This is a genomic window from Frigidibacter albus (assembly GCF_009908165.1).
Lineage (GTDB): Bacteria > Pseudomonadota > Alphaproteobacteria > Rhodobacterales > Rhodobacteraceae > Frigidibacter > Frigidibacter albus.
Window position 1 is genome coordinate 109,468 of record NZ_JAAAUC010000005.1, and the last position, 17,185, is coordinate 126,652.

A 17,185-nucleotide genomic window follows, 5' to 3' on the forward strand; every position below is an offset into this window, starting at 1 on the left:
GATAATCCTGTGCCAACGGCCTGTCTCCCGTCAGCCAAGGAAGGGCGCGACGGTGATCCCTGCGCCCTTCAGCCGCGCACGGATGGCGCGCGCCATGTCTGTGGCGCCAGCCGTATCGCCATGCACGCAGACCGATTGCGCCGCCAGTTTGATCGTGCCGCCGTCGATCACCGGCATATGCCCCGTTTCAAGAAAGCGGACCAGCCGCTCTGCCGCAAGATGCGCATCATGAAGCACGGCGCCGTCACGTGACCGGGGCACCAGCCGCCCGTTCGACAGATAGGCCCGGTCGGCGAAAATCTCCGACCAGACCTCGACCCCGGCCGCCCGCGCCGACAGCTCCAGTTCTGTCCCGGAAATCGCCAGCACCGCCAGATGGCCGGGCAGGGCCGACACCGCCGCCACGATCGCATCCGCCACGGTGCGATCATCCGCGGCCAGATTGCCAAGCGCGCCATGCGGCTTGACATAGCGCACCTTGGTGCGCGCCAGCGCAGCCAGGCCCTGAAGGCTGCCGACCTGCGCCGCGACCATGCGCCCGATCTCTGCCGGCTGCATCGGGATCACCCGGCGGCCAAAGCCTTCGCGGTCCGCATAGCCCGGATGCGCACCGATGACGACGCCGCGGTCTGCCGCCTGCGTCAGTGTCAGGAACATGGTCTCGGGATCGCTGGCATGACCGCCGCACGCGATATTGGCCGAAGTCACGACATCCAGCATCGCGGCATCGTCGCCCATGGTCCAGGGGCCGAAGCTTTCGCCGAGGTCAGAGTTCAGGTCGATCTTCATGCCGCCATCCCATGGTCAGGTGCCCGGAGTGTTGGTCGCCCGCGTCAGCAGCACGACCCCGCCACCCTCGGCCGTGTCATAATAGCTGAAGCCCGTGCGATTTCCGCGCCGGCCCTTCATCATCACCGGGATTCCGGCTGCGGCTTCGGCGGCATCTGCCTCCGGCACCTCGAACCCGATATGAAAGACGCCTTCGCCCTTGCTGTCCAGATGGATGCGCTGCGGACTGGGGTTATGATCGGGCTGGCAAAGCTGCAGCTGGACGTTGGGCATGTTGCAAATGCGGTATCGCATCGCAAGAAACCCCTCGCGGTTTGGCACCTCGAGGTCCGCATACTCAACAAGCGGTGGATAGGCGATCCACGGGCCGATCCCGATGGAGTCGTAATAGGCCTGCGTCTTGTCGATGTCGTGCACGACGATGCAGATATGGTGAAGTTTGTCGAAAACCGGGTTCATCGGATCATTCCTTGACGGGAACGGTATAGTTCAGGATCCGGCGGCCGCCGTCGGGATAGATCGTCTCGCCCGTGATGTACGAGGCGTCGTCGCTGGCAAGGAAGGCAACCACTGCAGCAATCTCCTCGGGCTCGCCAAGCCTGCCTATGGGGGTGCGCGACAAGATGGCGTTCATGCCGGCGCGCTCGGTGAAGGCGCCCTTGATGATCTCTGTCGCAATGGTGCCCGGCCCGACACCGCAGACGCGGATGCCGTGGGGCGCGAAGGCGACGGCGGCGGTCGTGGTGACCTGGTTCATGCCACCCTTGGAAATGGCGTAGGGCGCGCAAACCGGGTTCGCGAGGCCCGAGTTGATCGACGACATGTTGATGATCACGCCGCCCCCGCCTTGCGCGATCATCTGGCGGCCGGCGCCTTGCGTGCCGAAGAATGCACCCCGCAGGTTCACCGCAAGCGTCTGGTCATATTGCTCTTCCGTGAAGTCCAGGAAATCCGCTACCGGGCAGATCCCGGCGTTGTTCAGCAAGATGTCGATGCGGCCGAAGCGCGCGACAGCGGCAGCGATCATCGCATCGACATCGGCCTTCTTTGCCACATCTGTTCGGATGGCAAGCACAGTGTCCGGCGTTCCGATCTCCTTTGCGGTGGCAGTCAGGCGACTTTCGTCGATATCGGCGATGACGACCTTCGCTCCCTCGGCCAGGAAGCGTTCGGCGGTGGACCGGCCGATACCCTGAGCACCTCCGGTGATGACGGCGACCTTGCCTGTGAACCTCATGTCAGTCTCCTCAATAGACGATGCTTTCGGGCATCGGCGTGCCCGAACGGATCCGATGATAGCCCAAGGGTGACAGGTCGAGGCTGGTGAACCGACCCTGCACGATGAATTCCGCAACGCCCCGCCCCGCGGCCGGGGCATGCATCACGCCATGTCCCGAGAACCCCGTCAAAAACACCAGGTTGGCGATTTCATCATGGGGCCCGACGATGCCGTTGTGGTCAAGCTCGTTGATTTCGTAATGCCCGGCCCACGACCGCTCCAGCCTCAAATGCTCCATCGCCGGAACACGGGCTGCAAGCGCGTGCCAGAACACGTCTTCCATAAGATGGTGATGCGGCTCGAAATCGCCGGTCGCGTCCGGGTCCTGATCTGCCGGGGGCTGGATGCCGCCGATGAAGCCTTCGCCTTCGGGGCGCGTCCAGATGCCCGAGGTGTCGAACAGCATCGGAAACCCGGGCGCCTTGAGCGGGGCACGAAAGGAGAAGACGGTCCGCTTGCGCGGCGTTACCGGAAGCGGCTGGCCAAGCGCGGACGTGAGTGCGCCCGAAGCGGCGCCCGCCGCCATCACGCACCAGTCGCAAGGCAGGCTGTCACCACCCGCCAGCCGCACTGCCTGCACCTTGCCGCCGGCCAGATCGAAGGCAGCGACCTCGGCCGAAACATAACGCACGCCCAGATCCTTGGCCGCGCCCCGCACCAGCGACATCAGCGACCAGGCATCGAACCAGCCTTCGCCCGTTTCGCCAAAGGTGCCGATGCCCACATCCTCTACCGAAAGGTAGGGAAAGCGCGCCGCAATCTGGTCCGGGGTCAGGGCCACGATATCGGCACCCCCGGCGCGCTGCATTTCCACGGCGGCGCGGCGGGCGGTCACGGTATCGGGCCCGCCAAGGATCAGATAGCCCCGCTCGACATAGCCGATATCGGCAGTGGGCCCGAAGGTCTGCTTGATGCCCCGAAGGAAGTCGACCCCGTAAAGGCTCATCTGGATGTTGACCGGTGTGCCGAATTGGGTGCGGATCGACGCGGCGGACAGCGTGGTCGAGCAACGCTGATACGTCGGGTCCTTCTCGACCACGGTGATGTCGCCCGCAAAGCCTTCGCGGCGCAGGAACCACGCAGCAAAGCTGCCCATGATCGCGCCGCCGACGATGACCACCCGTGCCATTGCGTTGTTGGCCATGCCGGCCTCAGCGCAGGACGAAGGGGTTGGCGACCTGCCCCGCCGTGTCGATCCAGACCGTCTTGGTCTGCAGGTAGGCGTCGATTGCCTCTTGCCCGCTTTCACGGCCGACCCCGCTGCGTTTGTAGCCGCCGAAGGGCGCCATGTAGCTGACCGTGCGATAGGAATTCACCCAGACCGTTCCCGCCTCCAATGCCGCGCTGCCCCGAAAGGCGCGGCCAATGTCGGCGGTCCAGAGCCCCGCTGCCAGGCCATAGGGGCTGTCATTGGCGATGGCGTAAGCTTCGTCCTCGTCATCGAAGGGGATGACGGACAGCACCGGGCCGAACACCTCTTCGCGGGCGATGCGCATCTGGTTGTCCACGCCGGTAAAGATCGTCGGCTCGACGAACCAGCCATGCCCAAGCCCCTCGGCATCGGGGGCCTTGCCGCCCAGAACCGCCTCGGCGCCCTCGCTGCGGGCGATGTCCAGATAGGACAGGATCTTCGCGCGCTGTGCCTGCGTGGTGATCGGTCCAACCTGCGTGGTGGGCTCGGCCGGATTGCCAAGGCGCGCCGTGCGTGCCAGCCGCACGACGCCCTCGACCACCCGGTCATGCACCGAACGCTGCACCAGAAGCCGCGAGCCGGCGATGCAGGTCTGGCCCGACGCGGCGAAGATGCCCGATATTGCGCCGTTCACCGCATTGTCGATATTCGCATCGGCAAAGACGATGTTCGCGGATTTTCCGCCCAGTTCCAGCGTGACCGTCTTCAGGCCTTCCGCGGCGGCCCGATAGACGGCTATGCCCCCCGGCTCGCCGCCGGTGAAGGCGATCTTGGCCACGTCGGGGTGGTTGACCAGTGGCACGCCCACATCCGCCGCCATGCCGGTCACGGTATTGAGCACGCCCGGCGGGAACCCGGCCTGCGCGAACAGCTTGACGAATTCCAGCGCCGAGGCCGAGGCATGCTCGGACGGCTTGATGACGACCGTGTTGCCCGCCGCAAGCAAGGGCGCAAGCTTCCATGTCAGCAGCATCAGGGGCGAGTTCCAGGGCACGATGGCCGCGATCACGCCGATGGGCTCGCGGCGGGTAAAAGCGAACATCCCCGCCTTGTCGATCGGCAGGACCGCACCTTCGATCTTGTCGACAAGCCCGCCAAAATATCGGAACCATTCGGGAATGTAGCGCAACTGCGCGGTCATCTCCGCCAGCAGCTTGCCATTGTCGCGTGTTTCCAGCCTGGCAAGACGATCCGCATTTTCGAAGATGAGGTCCGCCACCCGCACAAGCAATCTGCCGCGCGCGCTGGCGGTCAGGCCAGCCCAGTCGGCGGACCGGAAGGCCGCCTTGGCTGCGGCGACGGCGGCATCCACTTCGGCCGGGCCGTCCAGCGGGATCAGCGCCCATGGCTTGCCGGTGAAGGGATCGAAGCTTTCAAACGTGCTGCCCGCCCGCTGAACCAGGCCGCCCACGGTGTTCTGGAATTGATGCAGGGTCATGTTGCCTCATTGCTGGCGGGTCCCGCCGCTTGGTCGGATGCATGGAGCGCAGTCAGCAGGGCGCCAAGCCAAGATGGGCGCGGAAGCGGTTCTTGACGAACACCGCATCCCGCGGCGGCAGCGACCTTGGCAGGTTTTCGGCCTTGATCTTCAGCACGAACAAGCGCGGCCCGGCGGCAGGCATGCGCAAGCGGTCCACCAGCGCATCCACCTCTTCAAGGCTGCGCAGTTCCGCAGAGTCCGCAAACCCGGTGGCGGCGGCGACCCTGGCAAGGCAGATGCCCCGCCCGGTATGGCTGGGCTGCATCCCCGTCTCACCAAAATGCTGGTTGTCCAGTACGATGATATCGAGGTTCTTGGGCGCGGCAACGGCAATGGTCGCCAATGCGCCAAAGGCCATAAGCTGCTCGCCGTCGCCGGTGATGACCATCACCCGCGTGTCGCGCTGCGCCTGCGCCAGCCCAAGACCGGTCAGCGCCGCGCCGCCCATTGCACCCCACAGATAAAAGTTGCTGTCCTCGTCGCCCGCGGCATGAACGTCGTAGCTGGGCGATCCAAGCCCGGTCACGACCAGCGCGCCGTCCCGCGCCGCCAGCAACTTGTTCACCGCCGCGCGGCGATCCATCTGATGTTGCGTCATTCCGATCACCACTTCTTCTTGCCAAGCAGGCGTTGGCCGATCAGGACCGCGATCTGCTGATCGGCCTCGAAAGCCATCCCCGCCGCCTGCGCCACCACCTCGACCAGATCCTCACCCGTTTCCGCGCGCATCACTGTCACGCCGATCGCCCGCAGCGCGGCTTCGGTGGCCTGCCCCATCGGAACCTGCCACGGGTTGAATTCGGCCCATTCGCCGCGCATCGTCACCAGCATAAACATGGGGGTGCGGGTTTGCACCGGCAGCGACAGCATGTTGATGCAGTTGCCGACGCCCGAGGATTGCATCAGCACCACCGACCGTTCGCCGCCCAGCCAGGCGCCCGTTGCGATGGCGATGCCTTCCTCCTCGGTGGTCAGGACATTGGTGGTCACGTCCCTGTCTTCGCTAAACAGGCGGATAAGGGTCGAGTGGCCCGCATCCGGCACATACGATACCTGGCGAATACCGGCAGCCTTCAGCAGGTCATAGAGTTCGAGCGGCCAGTCCGTGGCCAGATCACGGGGCGTCGTCCCCGCGGACATCACTTCAGCGACAGTCATTGCGCGTCTCCCGGCACGGCTGGTTTCCCTTGGTATAGCTTTGCCGGATGCCTCCCACATCGACCCTTTTTGTTGATCAGGTATAGCGGTATTGTATAGCGATGGAGCTTTCACAACTGCGCACCCTGATCCACGTCGCCGAGCTTGGCAGCCTGTCGAAGGCAGCCGACAGGCTCCATACCGCGCAGCCCGCGCTGAGCCGGCAGATCCGCCTTTTGGAAGAGGAACTGGGTGTGCGGCTGTTCGACAGGCACGGGCGGGGCATGATCATGACCGATCAGGGGCAGGACGTGCTGCGCCACGCGCTGCGCGTGATGGGCGAGCTGGAAGAGATCCGCGCCACGGTCTCGGATGAGGATGCGCCCCTGCGCGGCCACGTGTCCATCGGGATGCCGCCAACCGCGTCCGACATCCTGGCAGAGCCGCTGGTGTCGGCATTTCAGACCACCCACCCCGAAGCGACCCTGCGCATCGTCAGCGCCTATTCCGGCTATCTGACGGACTGGTTGCACCGCAACGAGGTTGATGCCGCAATTCTGTATGACCCGAAATCGGCACGCACCCTGCGCATCAACCCCTTGCTGGAAGAAACGCTGTTCTTGATCGGTCCGCGCGAGTCGGGCTTCACCCCGGACACGCCCGTCGATTTCGAGGAGCTGGAAAACCAGCGCCTGCTGCTGCCAAGCAGCGGCCACGGATTGCGCGCCATTCTCGAACGCTGCGCTGCTGAGCGCGACATAGTGCTGAACGTCAAGGTCGAGGCGGACAGCTATTCCACGCTCAAAGCGTTGGTGCGCAGCGGACATGGGGTGACCGTCCTGCCGCTGGCCCCGATCCACCGCGATCTGGCCGAGGGGCGGCTTTGCGCCGCGCCGCTGATCAACCCTGTGCCGATGCGGCGGCTGGTCCTCTCCTACCCGACGGATCGCCCGACGCCTCGGCTGGCGCGCTTTGCGGGCCAGATCATCGCAACGAACGTGGCCAGAATGGTGGATCAGGGCATCTGGGCCGGCCGCATCCCCGACCCGCCCCCCGAGCCGCGCGGCCGGCGGTGGCCCTAGGGGCGGTCCCCGCCGCAGGGCGGCTTGCATCGCCATACCGATACAATCGCGGCATAGCTGATCTATCTGACTTGTCGTTGTCGATATCCCGGCACTTCCGCTATCAGTGCCTGGAGTGCATGTGGGAGCGACCGGGATGAGCCAGGCCATCGAGACATACCCCGAGATCCGCGAGGCGGTGGCGAGGCTCTGCGCGGCATTCCCGGGCGAGTACTGGCGCAGGCTTGACCGGGACATGGCCTATCCCAAGGCGTTCGTCGACACACTGACTGAAGCGGGCTGGCTATCGGTGCTGATACCCGAGGAATACGGCGGCTCTGGCCTGCCGCTGTCGGCCGCGGCCGCCGTGCTGGAGGAAATGCAGCGCGCGGGCTGCAATGGCGGTGCCTGCCATGCCCAGATGTATACGATGGGCACGCTGTTGCGACACGGCTCTACCGAGCAAAAGCAGCAATACCTGCCAAGGATAGCCAGCGGCGAGTTGCGCCTGCAGGCCTTTGGCGTGACGGAACCGACAAGCGGCACCGATACCGGCGCGCTGCGCACGACCGCGCGCCGCGATGGAGAGTTCTACGTCGTCAACGGGCAGAAGATCTGGACCAGCCGCGCCCAACATTCGGACCTGATGCTGCTGCTGGCACGCACCACGCCGCTGACCGCGGGCATGAAAAAGACCGACGGCCTTTCCGTACTGCTGGTCGACATGCGCGACGCGGTCGGCAACGGGCTGACAATCCGGCCCATCCGCACCATGATGAACCATGCCACGACCGAGGTTTTCTTCGATGGCCTGCGCGTGCCGGCCGGCAACATCATCGGCGAGGAGGGGAGGGGCTTCCGCTACATCCTGTCGGGCATGAACGCCGAGCGAATCTTGATCGCCGCGGAATGCGTGGGCGATGCGAAGTGGTTCATCGACAAGGCCGTCGCCTATGCGAAAGACCGGAACGTCTTTGGCCGCCCAATCGGCCAGAACCAGGGCGTCCAGTTTCCCATCGCCCGGGCCTATGCCAACATGCGCGCCGCAGAGTTGATGGTGCGCGAGGCGCTGGCGCTATACGAAGCGGGCGCCAATCCCGGCGCAGAGGCGAACATGGCCAAGATGCTTGCCGCCGATGCCAGTTTCGAGGCGGCCAACGTGGCCATCCAGACCTTTGGCGGTTTCGGGTTTGCCGAGGAGTACGATGTGGAACGCAAGTTCCGCGAAACCCGGCTGTATCAGGTCGCGCCGATCTCCACGAACCTGATCCTGTCCTATCTGGCCGAGCATGTGCTTGGCTTGCCCCGCTCGTACTGAGGTCGCCATGAACATCCTGATCGTCTATGCCCATCCCGAGCCGACATCGTTCAACGGCGCAATGAAGGACCTGGCGGTCCAGACCCTGACCGCGCAGGGCCATTCGGTCACGGTGGCAGATCTTTACACGATGGGATGGAACGCGGTGGCCGGCCCGTCCGACACTGCCGTGCGGGCCGATCCTGACCGCTTCAGCCTTGCGCGGGAACAGACCATCGCCATGGAAAGCGGCACCATCGCCGCCGATATCGCTGCCGAACAGGACAGGCTGACCCGCGCGGACATGGTGATCTTCCAGTTCCCGGTCTGGTGGTTCGGCATGCCTGCGATCCTCAAGGGGTGGGTCGACCGCGTGTTTGCCCGTGGCTACGCCTACCGACCGGGGCGCAAATACGACACCGGCATGTTCAAGGGCAAGCTGGCGATGCTTGCCACGACGACAGGCACCTCGGCCGATACCTACGCGCCGGACGGGATCGACGGCGACATCCTGACCCTGCTGTGGCCGGTCCACAACGGACTGCTACGCTACACCGGGTTTGACGTGCTGCCGCCCTATGTGGCCTACATGCCGGCGCGCGAAGATGAGGCAGGCCGGGCACTGCAGCTTGAGGGCTATCGCCAACGATTGGAATCCATCGAGACGACCCCGCACCTGTTCTTCCATTCCGCCGAGGATTACGGCCCGAACGAGCGGCTGAAACCCGGCGTTCTGGCCCGCTCGGGGCAGCAGCGCAATGTCTGAAGGCGCGCTTTCAGGTCTGCTGGTGGTCGCGATCGAGCAGGCGGTCGCGGCCCCGCTATGCACCGTCCGGCTGGCCGATGCCGGCGCCCGCGTCATCAAGATAGAGCGTGCGGGCGGCGAAACCGCGCGCCACTATGATGCGGTGGTGAAGGGCACCTCGGCCTATTTCGCCTGGCTGAACCGGGGCAAGCAAAGCGCGGTTCTGGACCTGAAGGCCGACGCGGACCTTGCTGTGCTGTTTGCGATGCTGAAGCGGGCCGACGTGCTGGTCCAGAACCTCATCCCCGGCGCCCTGGCGCGTATGGGCCTGGCCCCGGACGTGATCGCCGGCCGCTTTCCCCGGCTGATCGCCGTGTCGATCAACGGCTATGGGCAGGACACGGCCTATGCCCGGATGCGGGCCTATGACATGCTGGTACAGGCGGAAAGCGGGCTTTGCGCCGTGACCGGAACCCCGGAAACTCCCAGCAAGATCGGTGTCTCGGCCGCCGATATCGCGACCGGAATGAACGCCCACGCCGCAATTCTTGAGGCGCTGATCGAGCGCGGCATGACGGGACGCGGCAAGCAGATAGAGATTGCGATGTTCGACGGCGTGGCCGACTGGATGGCAGTGCCGTTGCTGCACTACGAACATGGTGGCCGCGAGACGGGCCGCTACGGGCTCTCGCACGCGTCGATCTATCCCTACCGCCCCTTCGCCTGCAAGGACGGCGCCGTGATCATCGCCGCGCAGACCAATGGCGAATGGAAGCGGCTTTGCGACATCGTCTTGCACCGCCCGGACCTGGCCGCGCACCCCGATTTCGTGTCCAACGCTGCGCGGGTCGCGAACCGTGCCGCCCTGGACCGCGAGCTTGACCCCGTATTTGCGCAGCTGACGACGGGCGAGGTCATCACGCTGCTGGATGCAGCGGGCGTGGCCTGGGGGCGCTATACCGACGTGCGCGATCTTGGCGCGCACCCCGCGCTGCGCCGCATGGATATCACCCTTGCGGACGGGCAGCAGGTCAGCATTCCCCGCCCCGCCGGACGCGGGCCCGGCTTTCGCCCCGGCCCTGTGCCCGGCACCGGGGCGGATACGGCCTCCCTCCGGGCCGAGTTCGGGCCATCGCACAAGCCGACTTAGTTTCCGCCCTGGCGCAGCGCCGGGTGGAACGTCCTGCCAGGGCGTGGTTCCATGGCGCGATCCCTCTGCATCCCAACCTGCGAGCCTTGCCATGAGCGTTGAAACCCATCTGTCCGACTGGATCGGCCGCACCGAGCAGGCGGCGCCGGAAGCGGTGACGCCGCGCCTGCTGGACAGGTTCCGCGCCACCCTTGCCCCGCATCTGGCCGATTTTGGCGCGGCCCCTGCGGGAGTTCACTGGTGCCTTGCCCCGCCCGCGATCGCCGCTTCGGGGCTGGGGCCCGACGGCCATCCGGCGAAGGGCGACTTTCTGCCTCCGGTGTCCCTGCCGCGGCGGATGTGGGCGGGGGGCGAGGTGGAGTTCCTGGACCCGCTGCGCGAAGGCGACAACGTGACCCGCACCTCGCGGATCGCGGATGTGCAGACCAAGACCGGTCGCAGCGGAACGCTCTGCTTCGTGACCGTGCGGCACGACCTTGTGACCGAACGCGGCCTCGCCCTTCGTGAGCGGCAGGACCTCGTCTACCGCGCCGCAGCCAGCGCATCTGCGCCGCCGGCGCCGGCAGAGATCCACGGCGGCTCGGATCTGGAATGGGGCGTGGCCGTGGATCCGGTGCTGCTGTTCCGGTATTCGGCCCTGACCTTCAACGGCCACCGCATCCATTATGACACGCCCTACGCCCGCGAGGTCGAGCACTACCCGGGGCTGGTGATCCACGGTCCGTTGCAGGCGACGCTGCTGCTGAACCTTGCCGCGACGTGGGGGGGCGGACTGCCCCGCCGGTTCGCGTTTCGCGGGCTCAGCCCGGCCTGTGGGCCACAAACGCTGAGCGTTCGCGCCTGGAAAGCAGGCGCCGCGCTGGAGCTTGCCACCGTCACCAAAGTCCAAGTGACCGCGATGACGGCGACCGCCACATGGTAGGGTTTCGAACCCTCGCCGCGGTCTTCCGTTCAGTCCCGCCGGACAAGTTGGTTGTCGGCAGCGGCGTATTGCCTCGCCCGAAATGTTGCTGTCAATCGGCACGCAAAGCTGCGCTCTGACTCACTCTTGATGACGTCAATGTTGGTTTCCACCCAGAACCGACCCGGTTTTCCATCGATAAGTGACCCAACTCTGAGTATGGTTTTTCGGGACAGGGTGAGGTCAAGATATCGCTTTCTCCTTCTTTTTCCGTATTGCTGAAACTGAACTGGCCTTGAAGCGCAAGCTGTCGTTTCCCGTCTCCAGAATGCAAACGCCCCGTAACCCATTGATCTTCGCCCCCGAAAATCGCCCTCGGTTTACATTTTTTATCAAACCTGCCCGCTTTGAAGATGCCCGGTCGGCTGGAAGCTAGGGCACACCGGGTGCGGATACGGACGGGCCAGACTAAGCCGAACCGGGGTGCCCCCGCCAATCACACGCCCTGCGCAGCAAGCTCGGGCCTCAGCGCGCAAGACACGGCGATCTTGGCCGAGCCTGCACGATGCCCGGTCGATACCGCTTTCGCACAGCCTCGGAACCAATCGGGTAACGCCACGGTTCCCCTTGCATTGGCAAAGCGGGATTGGAGTGCATGATGGCGACGGACGCAACCGACCAAACCGGACCGCGCAGCCTGCCATCGCTGCCCCTCGCGCTGCTTCCTGTCGTCCTCACCCTCGGCCTTCTGGCGCTGCAGCTGTTCTACTACGGCGACTTCACGCCCCACATTCCCCTGATCTGCGGGCTCGCCATCACCAGCCTGCTCGGCGTCCTGCGCGGCATGACCTGGATGGATATCCGCGAGGGCATCTTCCACGTCATTCACGTGTCAATGCCATCGCTGGCAGTGCTGATCGTGGTCGGCATGATCATCGGCGTCTGGATCGCCTCGGGCACGGTGCCGACGTTGATCTACTACGGACTGGTCCTGCTGAACCCCTCGATCTTCCTTGCCGCGGCGATGATCCTTTGCGCGGTCGTCTCGCTGTCGCTTGGCACAAGCTGGGGCACGGTCGGCACCATCGGCCTCGCGCTGATGGGCATCGGCGCGGGCTTCGGCATCCCGCCCTACTGGACGGCGGGCGCGGTCGTGTCGGGTGCGTTCTTCGGCGACAAGATCTCGCCGTTGTCGGACACCACCAACCTTGCCCCCGCAGTCACCGGCGTCACGGTCTTCGACCACATCAAGAACATGCTGCCGACGACGATTCCGGCGATGCTGATCGCGCTGACGATCTACCTGATCGCGGGCTATGCGCTGATCGAGCCGACCGAGACCTCGCTGGGGGCGATCAGCCAGATCACCGACCGGCTCGACCAGCAATTCGCGCTTGGCTGGGTGCCGCTGCTGCCGGCAGTGATCGTCATCGTGCTGGCGCTGATGCGCAAGCCGCCGCTGCCGTCGCTGTTTGCGGGGGTGCTGGCCGGCGGTCTGATCGCGATCTTCCTGCAGGGCGAGGGGCTGCATGACGTCTTCGCCTATGCGCAGTCGGGCTTTGCCATCGAAACCGGCGTCGCCGATATCGACAGCCTGCTGAACGCCGGCGGCATCCAGTCGATGATGTGGACCATTTCCTTGATGCTGATCGCGCTTGGCTTCGGCGGCGCGCTGGAGCGGACGGGGTGTCTTGAAGCCATCATCCAGGCAATCATCGGCCGGGTGAAAAGCTTCGCCGCCGTGCAAAGCTCTGCCATCGGCACGGCCTTTGCCACCAACATGGTGGCGGGCGATCCCTATATCTCCATCGCACTGCCGGGGCGGATGTATGCGCCGCTGTACCGGGGCATGGGCTATTCGACGCTGAACCTCAGCCGCGCGGTGGAAGAGGGCGGCACGTTGATGAGCCCGCTGATCCCGTGGAACGCCGGCGGCGCCTTCGTCATTTCGGCCCTTGGCCTCGGGATCATGTCGGGAGAGTTGCAGAACCTGCTCTACATCCCGCTGGCTTTTGCCTGCTGGACAGCGCCGCTGATCGGCATCTTCTACGCCGTCACCGGCCTCTTCTCACCCCGCGCCACGGACGCGGAGCGCGCGAACTGGGAAAAGACCGACGAGGATGTGCTGGACCTGAAGGATCACGCGCTCGCGGATACCGAAGCCGGCTGACCCGGCATCAAGGCGGGCGAGCCTCAGAAGCTTCCGAACGCCATCCCCAGCCCGATGATCAGGATACAGGCAATCGTCGGCACCAGCACCGCCACGACGAAGATGTCGCCATAGGCCTGTCGATGGGTCATGCCGCAGATGCTCAGAAGGGTGATGACCGCGCCGTTATGGGGCAAGGTATCGAGGCCCCCGGTGGCAACGGTGACCACCCGGTGCAGCAGCGACGGGTCGATCCCCTGCACCGCGGCCTGCGCCATCAGCGATGACCCCAGCACATCCAGCGCGATGGACATCCCGCCCGAGGCTGACCCGGTGATGCCCGCCAGCGCGCCCGAGGACAGCGCCGCCGAGATCAGGGCATTGCCGCCCGAGAGCCCCTCGAGACTGGCACGCAGCACCTCGAAACCGGGCAGGCCTGCGATCACCGCGCCAAAGCCCACAAGGCTGGCGGTGTTGAACAGGGGCAGCAGCGAGGACTCGGCGCCCTCGTTCAGGACCTGCATCACCTCCGGCGGGCGGCTGAGGATCAGCGCCAGCACCAGCGCCACGGCAAGCGCGGTGATGACCGACCACAGCCCCTTGACCCGGGGCAGATCGGTCTCGCCATAGGCCGGAAGCGCAAGATAGGCGGTATCCAGCGCGGGCAGCACCACGCTGCCCATCGCCAGCGTGACCACCGCGACCGACAGGATCGGCACCAGCGCCACCCACAGCGGCATCGGCTGGTCGCGTGGCGGGGTCTCGGGCGCCTCTGGCGGCGCATCCCCCGCCAGCCTGCGCGTGCGCATCTGCAGCCACGCCACCCCCAGCCCCAGCATCACCGCGCCGGCGATCAGCCCCAGGCCGGGCGCGGCGAAGGGGGTGGTGCCGAAGGTGACCATCGGGATCGCGTTCTGGATAGACGGGGTGCCCGGCAAGGCGGTCATGGTGAAGGTGAAGGCGCCAAGCGCGATGGTCGCGGGGATCAGCCGCGCTGGCAGCCCGGTCTGGGCAAACAGGGCCCGCGCCAGGGGCCATGCGGCGAAGGCCACCACGAACAGCGACACGCCGCCATAGGTCAGCACCGCGCAGGCCAGCACCACTGCCAGAATCGCGTTCCGCGGGCCAAGCGCCGCGGCGATCGCAGCGGCCAGACGGGCGGCAGCCCCCGATGCCTCCATCACCTTGCCGAACAGCGCCCCCAGCAGGAACAGCGGAAAGAAGGCGATCACGAAGCTGCCCGCTGCCTGCATGAAGACCTGCGTATAGCCGGCAAGCACCGGCGCGCCCGAGGCCAGCGCCGCAAGCAGGGCCAGCACCGGCGCCAGCACCAGCACCGAGGCGCCGCGCCAGGCCCCAGCCATCAGCAGTACCAGGGCGAACAGGATCAGGAATACGGTCACGGCGCCCTCCTTGCTGCGTCGCAGCATAGTCGATCTGGCGGCCGGAAGCGAGTAACCGCGGCACAAGGCAAAACGCCGCACCTCGCCACGGTCACGGATCATGCAAGCAGCGGCGATGGCCCCCGTACCAAAGGTGCCGGGGGCCATCGCTGGCTTCAAATCCGGCCTTAGAAGGTTACGCCGAGGCCAAGCCCGACCGCCATGTCGTCTTCGTCGGTGCCTTCGGCCACCAGCCGCAGGCGCAGGGTGCCGCCGCCCCCAAGCGGCTGCAGGTATTCCGCGCCGATCCCGCCGAAGGTGTCACTGTCCAGCCCGGTCCCGCCAAAGCTGGTGCTGCCGCCAAGGGCGCGCAGCGTGAACCCGTCGCCCGCGCCCGACACATGGGTCAGTCGGATCAGGCCGCGCAGGGTGCCGGTGCCAAGCTCCACGCTCTGCCCCAGTTCGACCCGGGCAAAGCCGGTGCGCGGGGTGCGCCCGTCGAACTCTCCCAGCGTGGAAAGGCTGAAGTCGCCCATGTCGTGCCAGCCAAGGCCGCCCGACAGCGCAAGATCCATGCCGCGAACCCCGAGTTGCCCCGGCGCATAGGAGAAGCGACCGGCGACCCCGTAAAGCGTGCCATCCGCCGTGCCGTGCCCGCCAACATGCGCCGCCGCGTCATATTCCGTCTCGCTGGTCCCGATGAAGCCAAGGACGGTCGCCCGCGCCGCGCCGACATCCCGGCTTGCCGCCGGCCCCACCAGCGCCATCGAATAGTCCACATCCACACCGCCCGGCATATCCTCGGTCTCGCTCGACATCAGGCCGCCGATCACCGACAACACCGTGCCATCCTCAAGCGCGAAGCCATAGCGCAGCACGCCTTCCATCTCGTCCCGCTCATGGGTCGAGGTCAGCAGCGCGGCAAAGCCAGGCGCGCCTTCCGCCAGTTCCAGCGCATTGCCCAGCACCGAGGTCAGCCCGCGCGCCGCCAGCGTGTCACCGGCCGACATGACGTCCGGATCCGCCGCCACGGCTGCCAGCCCGTCGGCCGAGGCGATGAAGGGGTTGCCGCCGGCATCGAAGATCTCCGGCGCAGTGATGAAGCTGAAGGCCCCCTGCACCGGCGACAGCAGGCGGAAGGTGTCGGTCCCGCTGCCAAGGTCGATCGCGCCGATGATCTGCGACCCGGTCGCCAGTTCCAGCACATCATCGCCCCCGGCCAGCGAGATGGCGATGCCGCTGTGGCCGATGATGGTGCCGTAGTTGGTGACGGTCTGGGACTGCGTGTCGAGGTCATCCGCATTCACGCCGCGCGCGCCCTCGATCAGGCCGGTGTTCAGCACGAAGCCGGCCCCGGTCGCCCCTTCGTCGAAGTCGATCCCGTCGCCATCGGTCAGCGCCAGCGACCTGATCGTGCCATGGTTGATGACGGTGCCGCTGTCGAGGTCGACCCCGTCCTGATCGGTCCCGTTGCTGAGGATGGTGCCGGTGTTGAGCACATAGGCATCGTTGGCCAGGTTCACCGCGTCATCGAGGCCGATGATTGTGCCGGAGTTCTCGATCCGCACCCCATCCCGGTTGGCGTTGATGCCCTCGGCCCCCAACGCGGTGATGGTGCCGGAGTTGATGACGGTGCTGTTCTCGCGCACCTGCACGCCGTCATCGCCGCCGGTGATGGTGCCGCTGTTCTCGACCACGGCATCTGCCCCGGTCCGCACGCCGTCGCTGTCCACGCCGGTGATGCTGCCAGAGTTGGTGATGCGGATGCCGCTGACCTCACCATCGACGCCGCGGTCGGTGCCGGTGATGCTGCCCGAGTTGACGAGGCTGCTGTCCTGCCCGAAGTCGACCCCCTCGTCATCGCCGGTGATGGTGCCGGAGTTCTCGATCACCGCATCCGCCCCGACGCGAATGGCGTCATTGCCGATGCCGGTGATGGTGCCAGAGTTCTCGATAAGGATGCCGGTGAAGCTGTCGCCATCAATGCCGCGATCGGCCCCCGTGATGGTGCCGGAGTTGACGACGCTGCTGTCATCCTCGATCTGGATACCCTCATCGCCGCCGGTGATGGTGCCGGAATTGGTGATGGAGGTGTCGTTGTCGGCGTTGATGCCGTCGCTGTCCGTGCTCTCGATGGTGCCAGAGTTGATGATGGTGCCGCCATTGTCGAGCTGGATCGCATGGTCCCCGCCCGACGAGATCGTGCCGTCATTGATCAGCGTGACGTCGTCATCCAGTTCGAAGACGATCTCGGTGGCGCTCGACACCTCGGCCCCCGCAGCCACGCTGATGGTGACGCCGTCCAGCCCGTCATCGCGGATGCCGTCGCCGGCGCCCGCACAGGCCACACTGTCGCCCGCGACCGGGGCGTCTGGCACACAGGCCGATTGCGCCTGCGCCGCAAGCGGCAGGCCCGAGGCAAAGCCGCAAAGGGCAAGGGAAAAAAGCGACAGGCGGCTGAGCTTGGGAGTCATGGGGGACCTTGGCAATTCGTTGCATTGGCCCCGACCGCTAGCGGCCGCAGGTGACAGTCATGTGAAACCGCGGCCGAGTTTGCCGCCGCCGTCCTCAGGTGTTGCAAGGACGGACGCGCCCGAAGGACGCGCCGCCGATGAGGCCAAGG

15 protein-coding genes are annotated in these 17,185 nt (G+C 66.0%); 6 read left to right on the plus strand and 9 right to left on the minus strand.

The genetic code is table 11. The features are described 5' to 3' along the window. Positions 1-30: 30 nt before the first annotated feature. From GVY41_RS09360 to GVY41_RS09390, 7 genes are read right to left on the minus strand one after another with little or no spacing between them, the layout of a single operon-like run. Positions 31-789 (minus strand): LamB/YcsF family protein, encoded by a 759-nt coding sequence (locus GVY41_RS09360; protein ID WP_161345748.1) that lies wholly within the window; start codon positions 787-789, stop codon positions 31-33. 15 nt (positions 790-804) lie between these two features. Beyond that, positions 805-1,248 carry a VOC family protein gene (locus GVY41_RS09365; RefSeq protein ID WP_161345750.1) on the minus strand — a complete coding sequence of 148 codons (444 nt, stop codon included), beginning with the start codon at positions 1,246-1,248 and terminating at the stop codon, positions 805-807. A 4-nt stretch (positions 1,249-1,252) separates the two neighbouring features. Further along, complete coding sequence (locus GVY41_RS09370; RefSeq protein WP_161345752.1) at positions 1,253-2,026, minus strand: SDR family NAD(P)-dependent oxidoreductase; 774 nt, start codon at positions 2,024-2,026, stop codon at positions 1,253-1,255. Between the two features lie 10 nt (positions 2,027-2,036). Continuing rightward, positions 2,037-3,212, minus strand: a complete 1,176-nt coding sequence (locus GVY41_RS09375) for an NAD(P)/FAD-dependent oxidoreductase (RefSeq protein WP_161345754.1) — start codon at positions 3,210-3,212, stop codon at positions 2,037-2,039. A 7-nt stretch (positions 3,213-3,219) separates the two neighbouring features. After that, complete coding sequence (locus GVY41_RS09380; protein ID WP_161345756.1) at positions 3,220-4,698, minus strand: aldehyde dehydrogenase; 1,479 nt, start codon at positions 4,696-4,698, stop codon at positions 3,220-3,222. Between the two features lie 52 nt (positions 4,699-4,750). After that, positions 4,751-5,338, minus strand: a complete 588-nt coding sequence (locus GVY41_RS09385; protein ID WP_161345758.1) for a thiamine pyrophosphate-dependent enzyme — start codon at positions 5,336-5,338, stop codon at positions 4,751-4,753. Between the two features lie 5 nt (positions 5,339-5,343). Further along, positions 5,344-5,898, minus strand: a complete 555-nt coding sequence (locus GVY41_RS09390; RefSeq protein ID WP_161656885.1) for a thiamine pyrophosphate-binding protein — start codon at positions 5,896-5,898, stop codon at positions 5,344-5,346. A 101-nt stretch (positions 5,899-5,999) separates the two neighbouring features. On the opposite strand from GVY41_RS09390, the gene GVY41_RS09395 reads away from it, so the two are divergent. The 6 genes from GVY41_RS09395 (at position 6,000) to nhaC (ending at position 13,201) form a co-directional block, all read left to right on the plus strand. After that, on the plus strand, positions 6,000-6,959 hold the full coding sequence (locus GVY41_RS09395) for a LysR family transcriptional regulator (RefSeq protein ID WP_161345760.1): 960 nt from the start codon (positions 6,000-6,002) through the stop codon (positions 6,957-6,959). Positions 6,960-7,095: 136 nt separating this feature from the next. Further along, the gene (locus GVY41_RS09400; RefSeq protein WP_161345762.1) at positions 7,096-8,256 is read left to right on the plus strand and encodes an acyl-CoA dehydrogenase family protein; all 1,161 of its coding nucleotides are present in this window, start codon (positions 7,096-7,098) and stop codon (positions 8,254-8,256) included. A gap of 7 nt (positions 8,257-8,263) precedes the next feature. Beyond that, positions 8,264-9,001: an NAD(P)H-dependent oxidoreductase gene (locus GVY41_RS09405; RefSeq protein ID WP_161345764.1), complete on the plus strand. Its 738-nt coding sequence runs from the start codon at positions 8,264-8,266 to the stop codon at positions 8,999-9,001. Continuing rightward, entirely contained in the window at positions 8,994-10,130 is a 1,137-nt protein-coding gene (locus tag GVY41_RS09410) for a CaiB/BaiF CoA transferase family protein (protein WP_161345766.1), read from the plus strand. The genes GVY41_RS09405 and GVY41_RS09410 overlap by 8 nt, the downstream gene beginning before the upstream one ends. A 91-nt stretch (positions 10,131-10,221) precedes the next feature. After that, positions 10,222-11,052 carry an HTD2 family dehydratase gene (locus tag GVY41_RS09415; RefSeq protein WP_161345768.1) on the plus strand — a complete coding sequence of 277 codons (831 nt, stop codon included), beginning with the start codon at positions 10,222-10,224 and terminating at the stop codon, positions 11,050-11,052. Positions 11,053-11,689: 637 nt separating this feature from the next. Further along, entirely contained in the window at positions 11,690-13,201 is a 1,512-nt protein-coding gene (gene nhaC, locus GVY41_RS09425; protein ID WP_161345770.1) for a Na+/H+ antiporter NhaC, read from the plus strand. Positions 13,202-13,224: 23 nt separating this feature from the next. On the opposite strand, the gene GVY41_RS09430 is transcribed toward nhaC, so the two are convergent. After that, complete coding sequence (locus GVY41_RS09430; protein WP_205600085.1) at positions 13,225-14,583, minus strand: GntP family permease; 1,359 nt, start codon at positions 14,581-14,583, stop codon at positions 13,225-13,227. A gap of 167 nt (positions 14,584-14,750) precedes the next feature. After that, positions 14,751-17,036, minus strand: coding sequence for a beta strand repeat-containing protein (locus GVY41_RS09435; protein ID WP_161345774.1), 2,286 nt, complete (start codon positions 17,034-17,036; stop codon positions 14,751-14,753). Between the last annotated feature and the right edge of the window lie 149 nt (positions 17,037-17,185).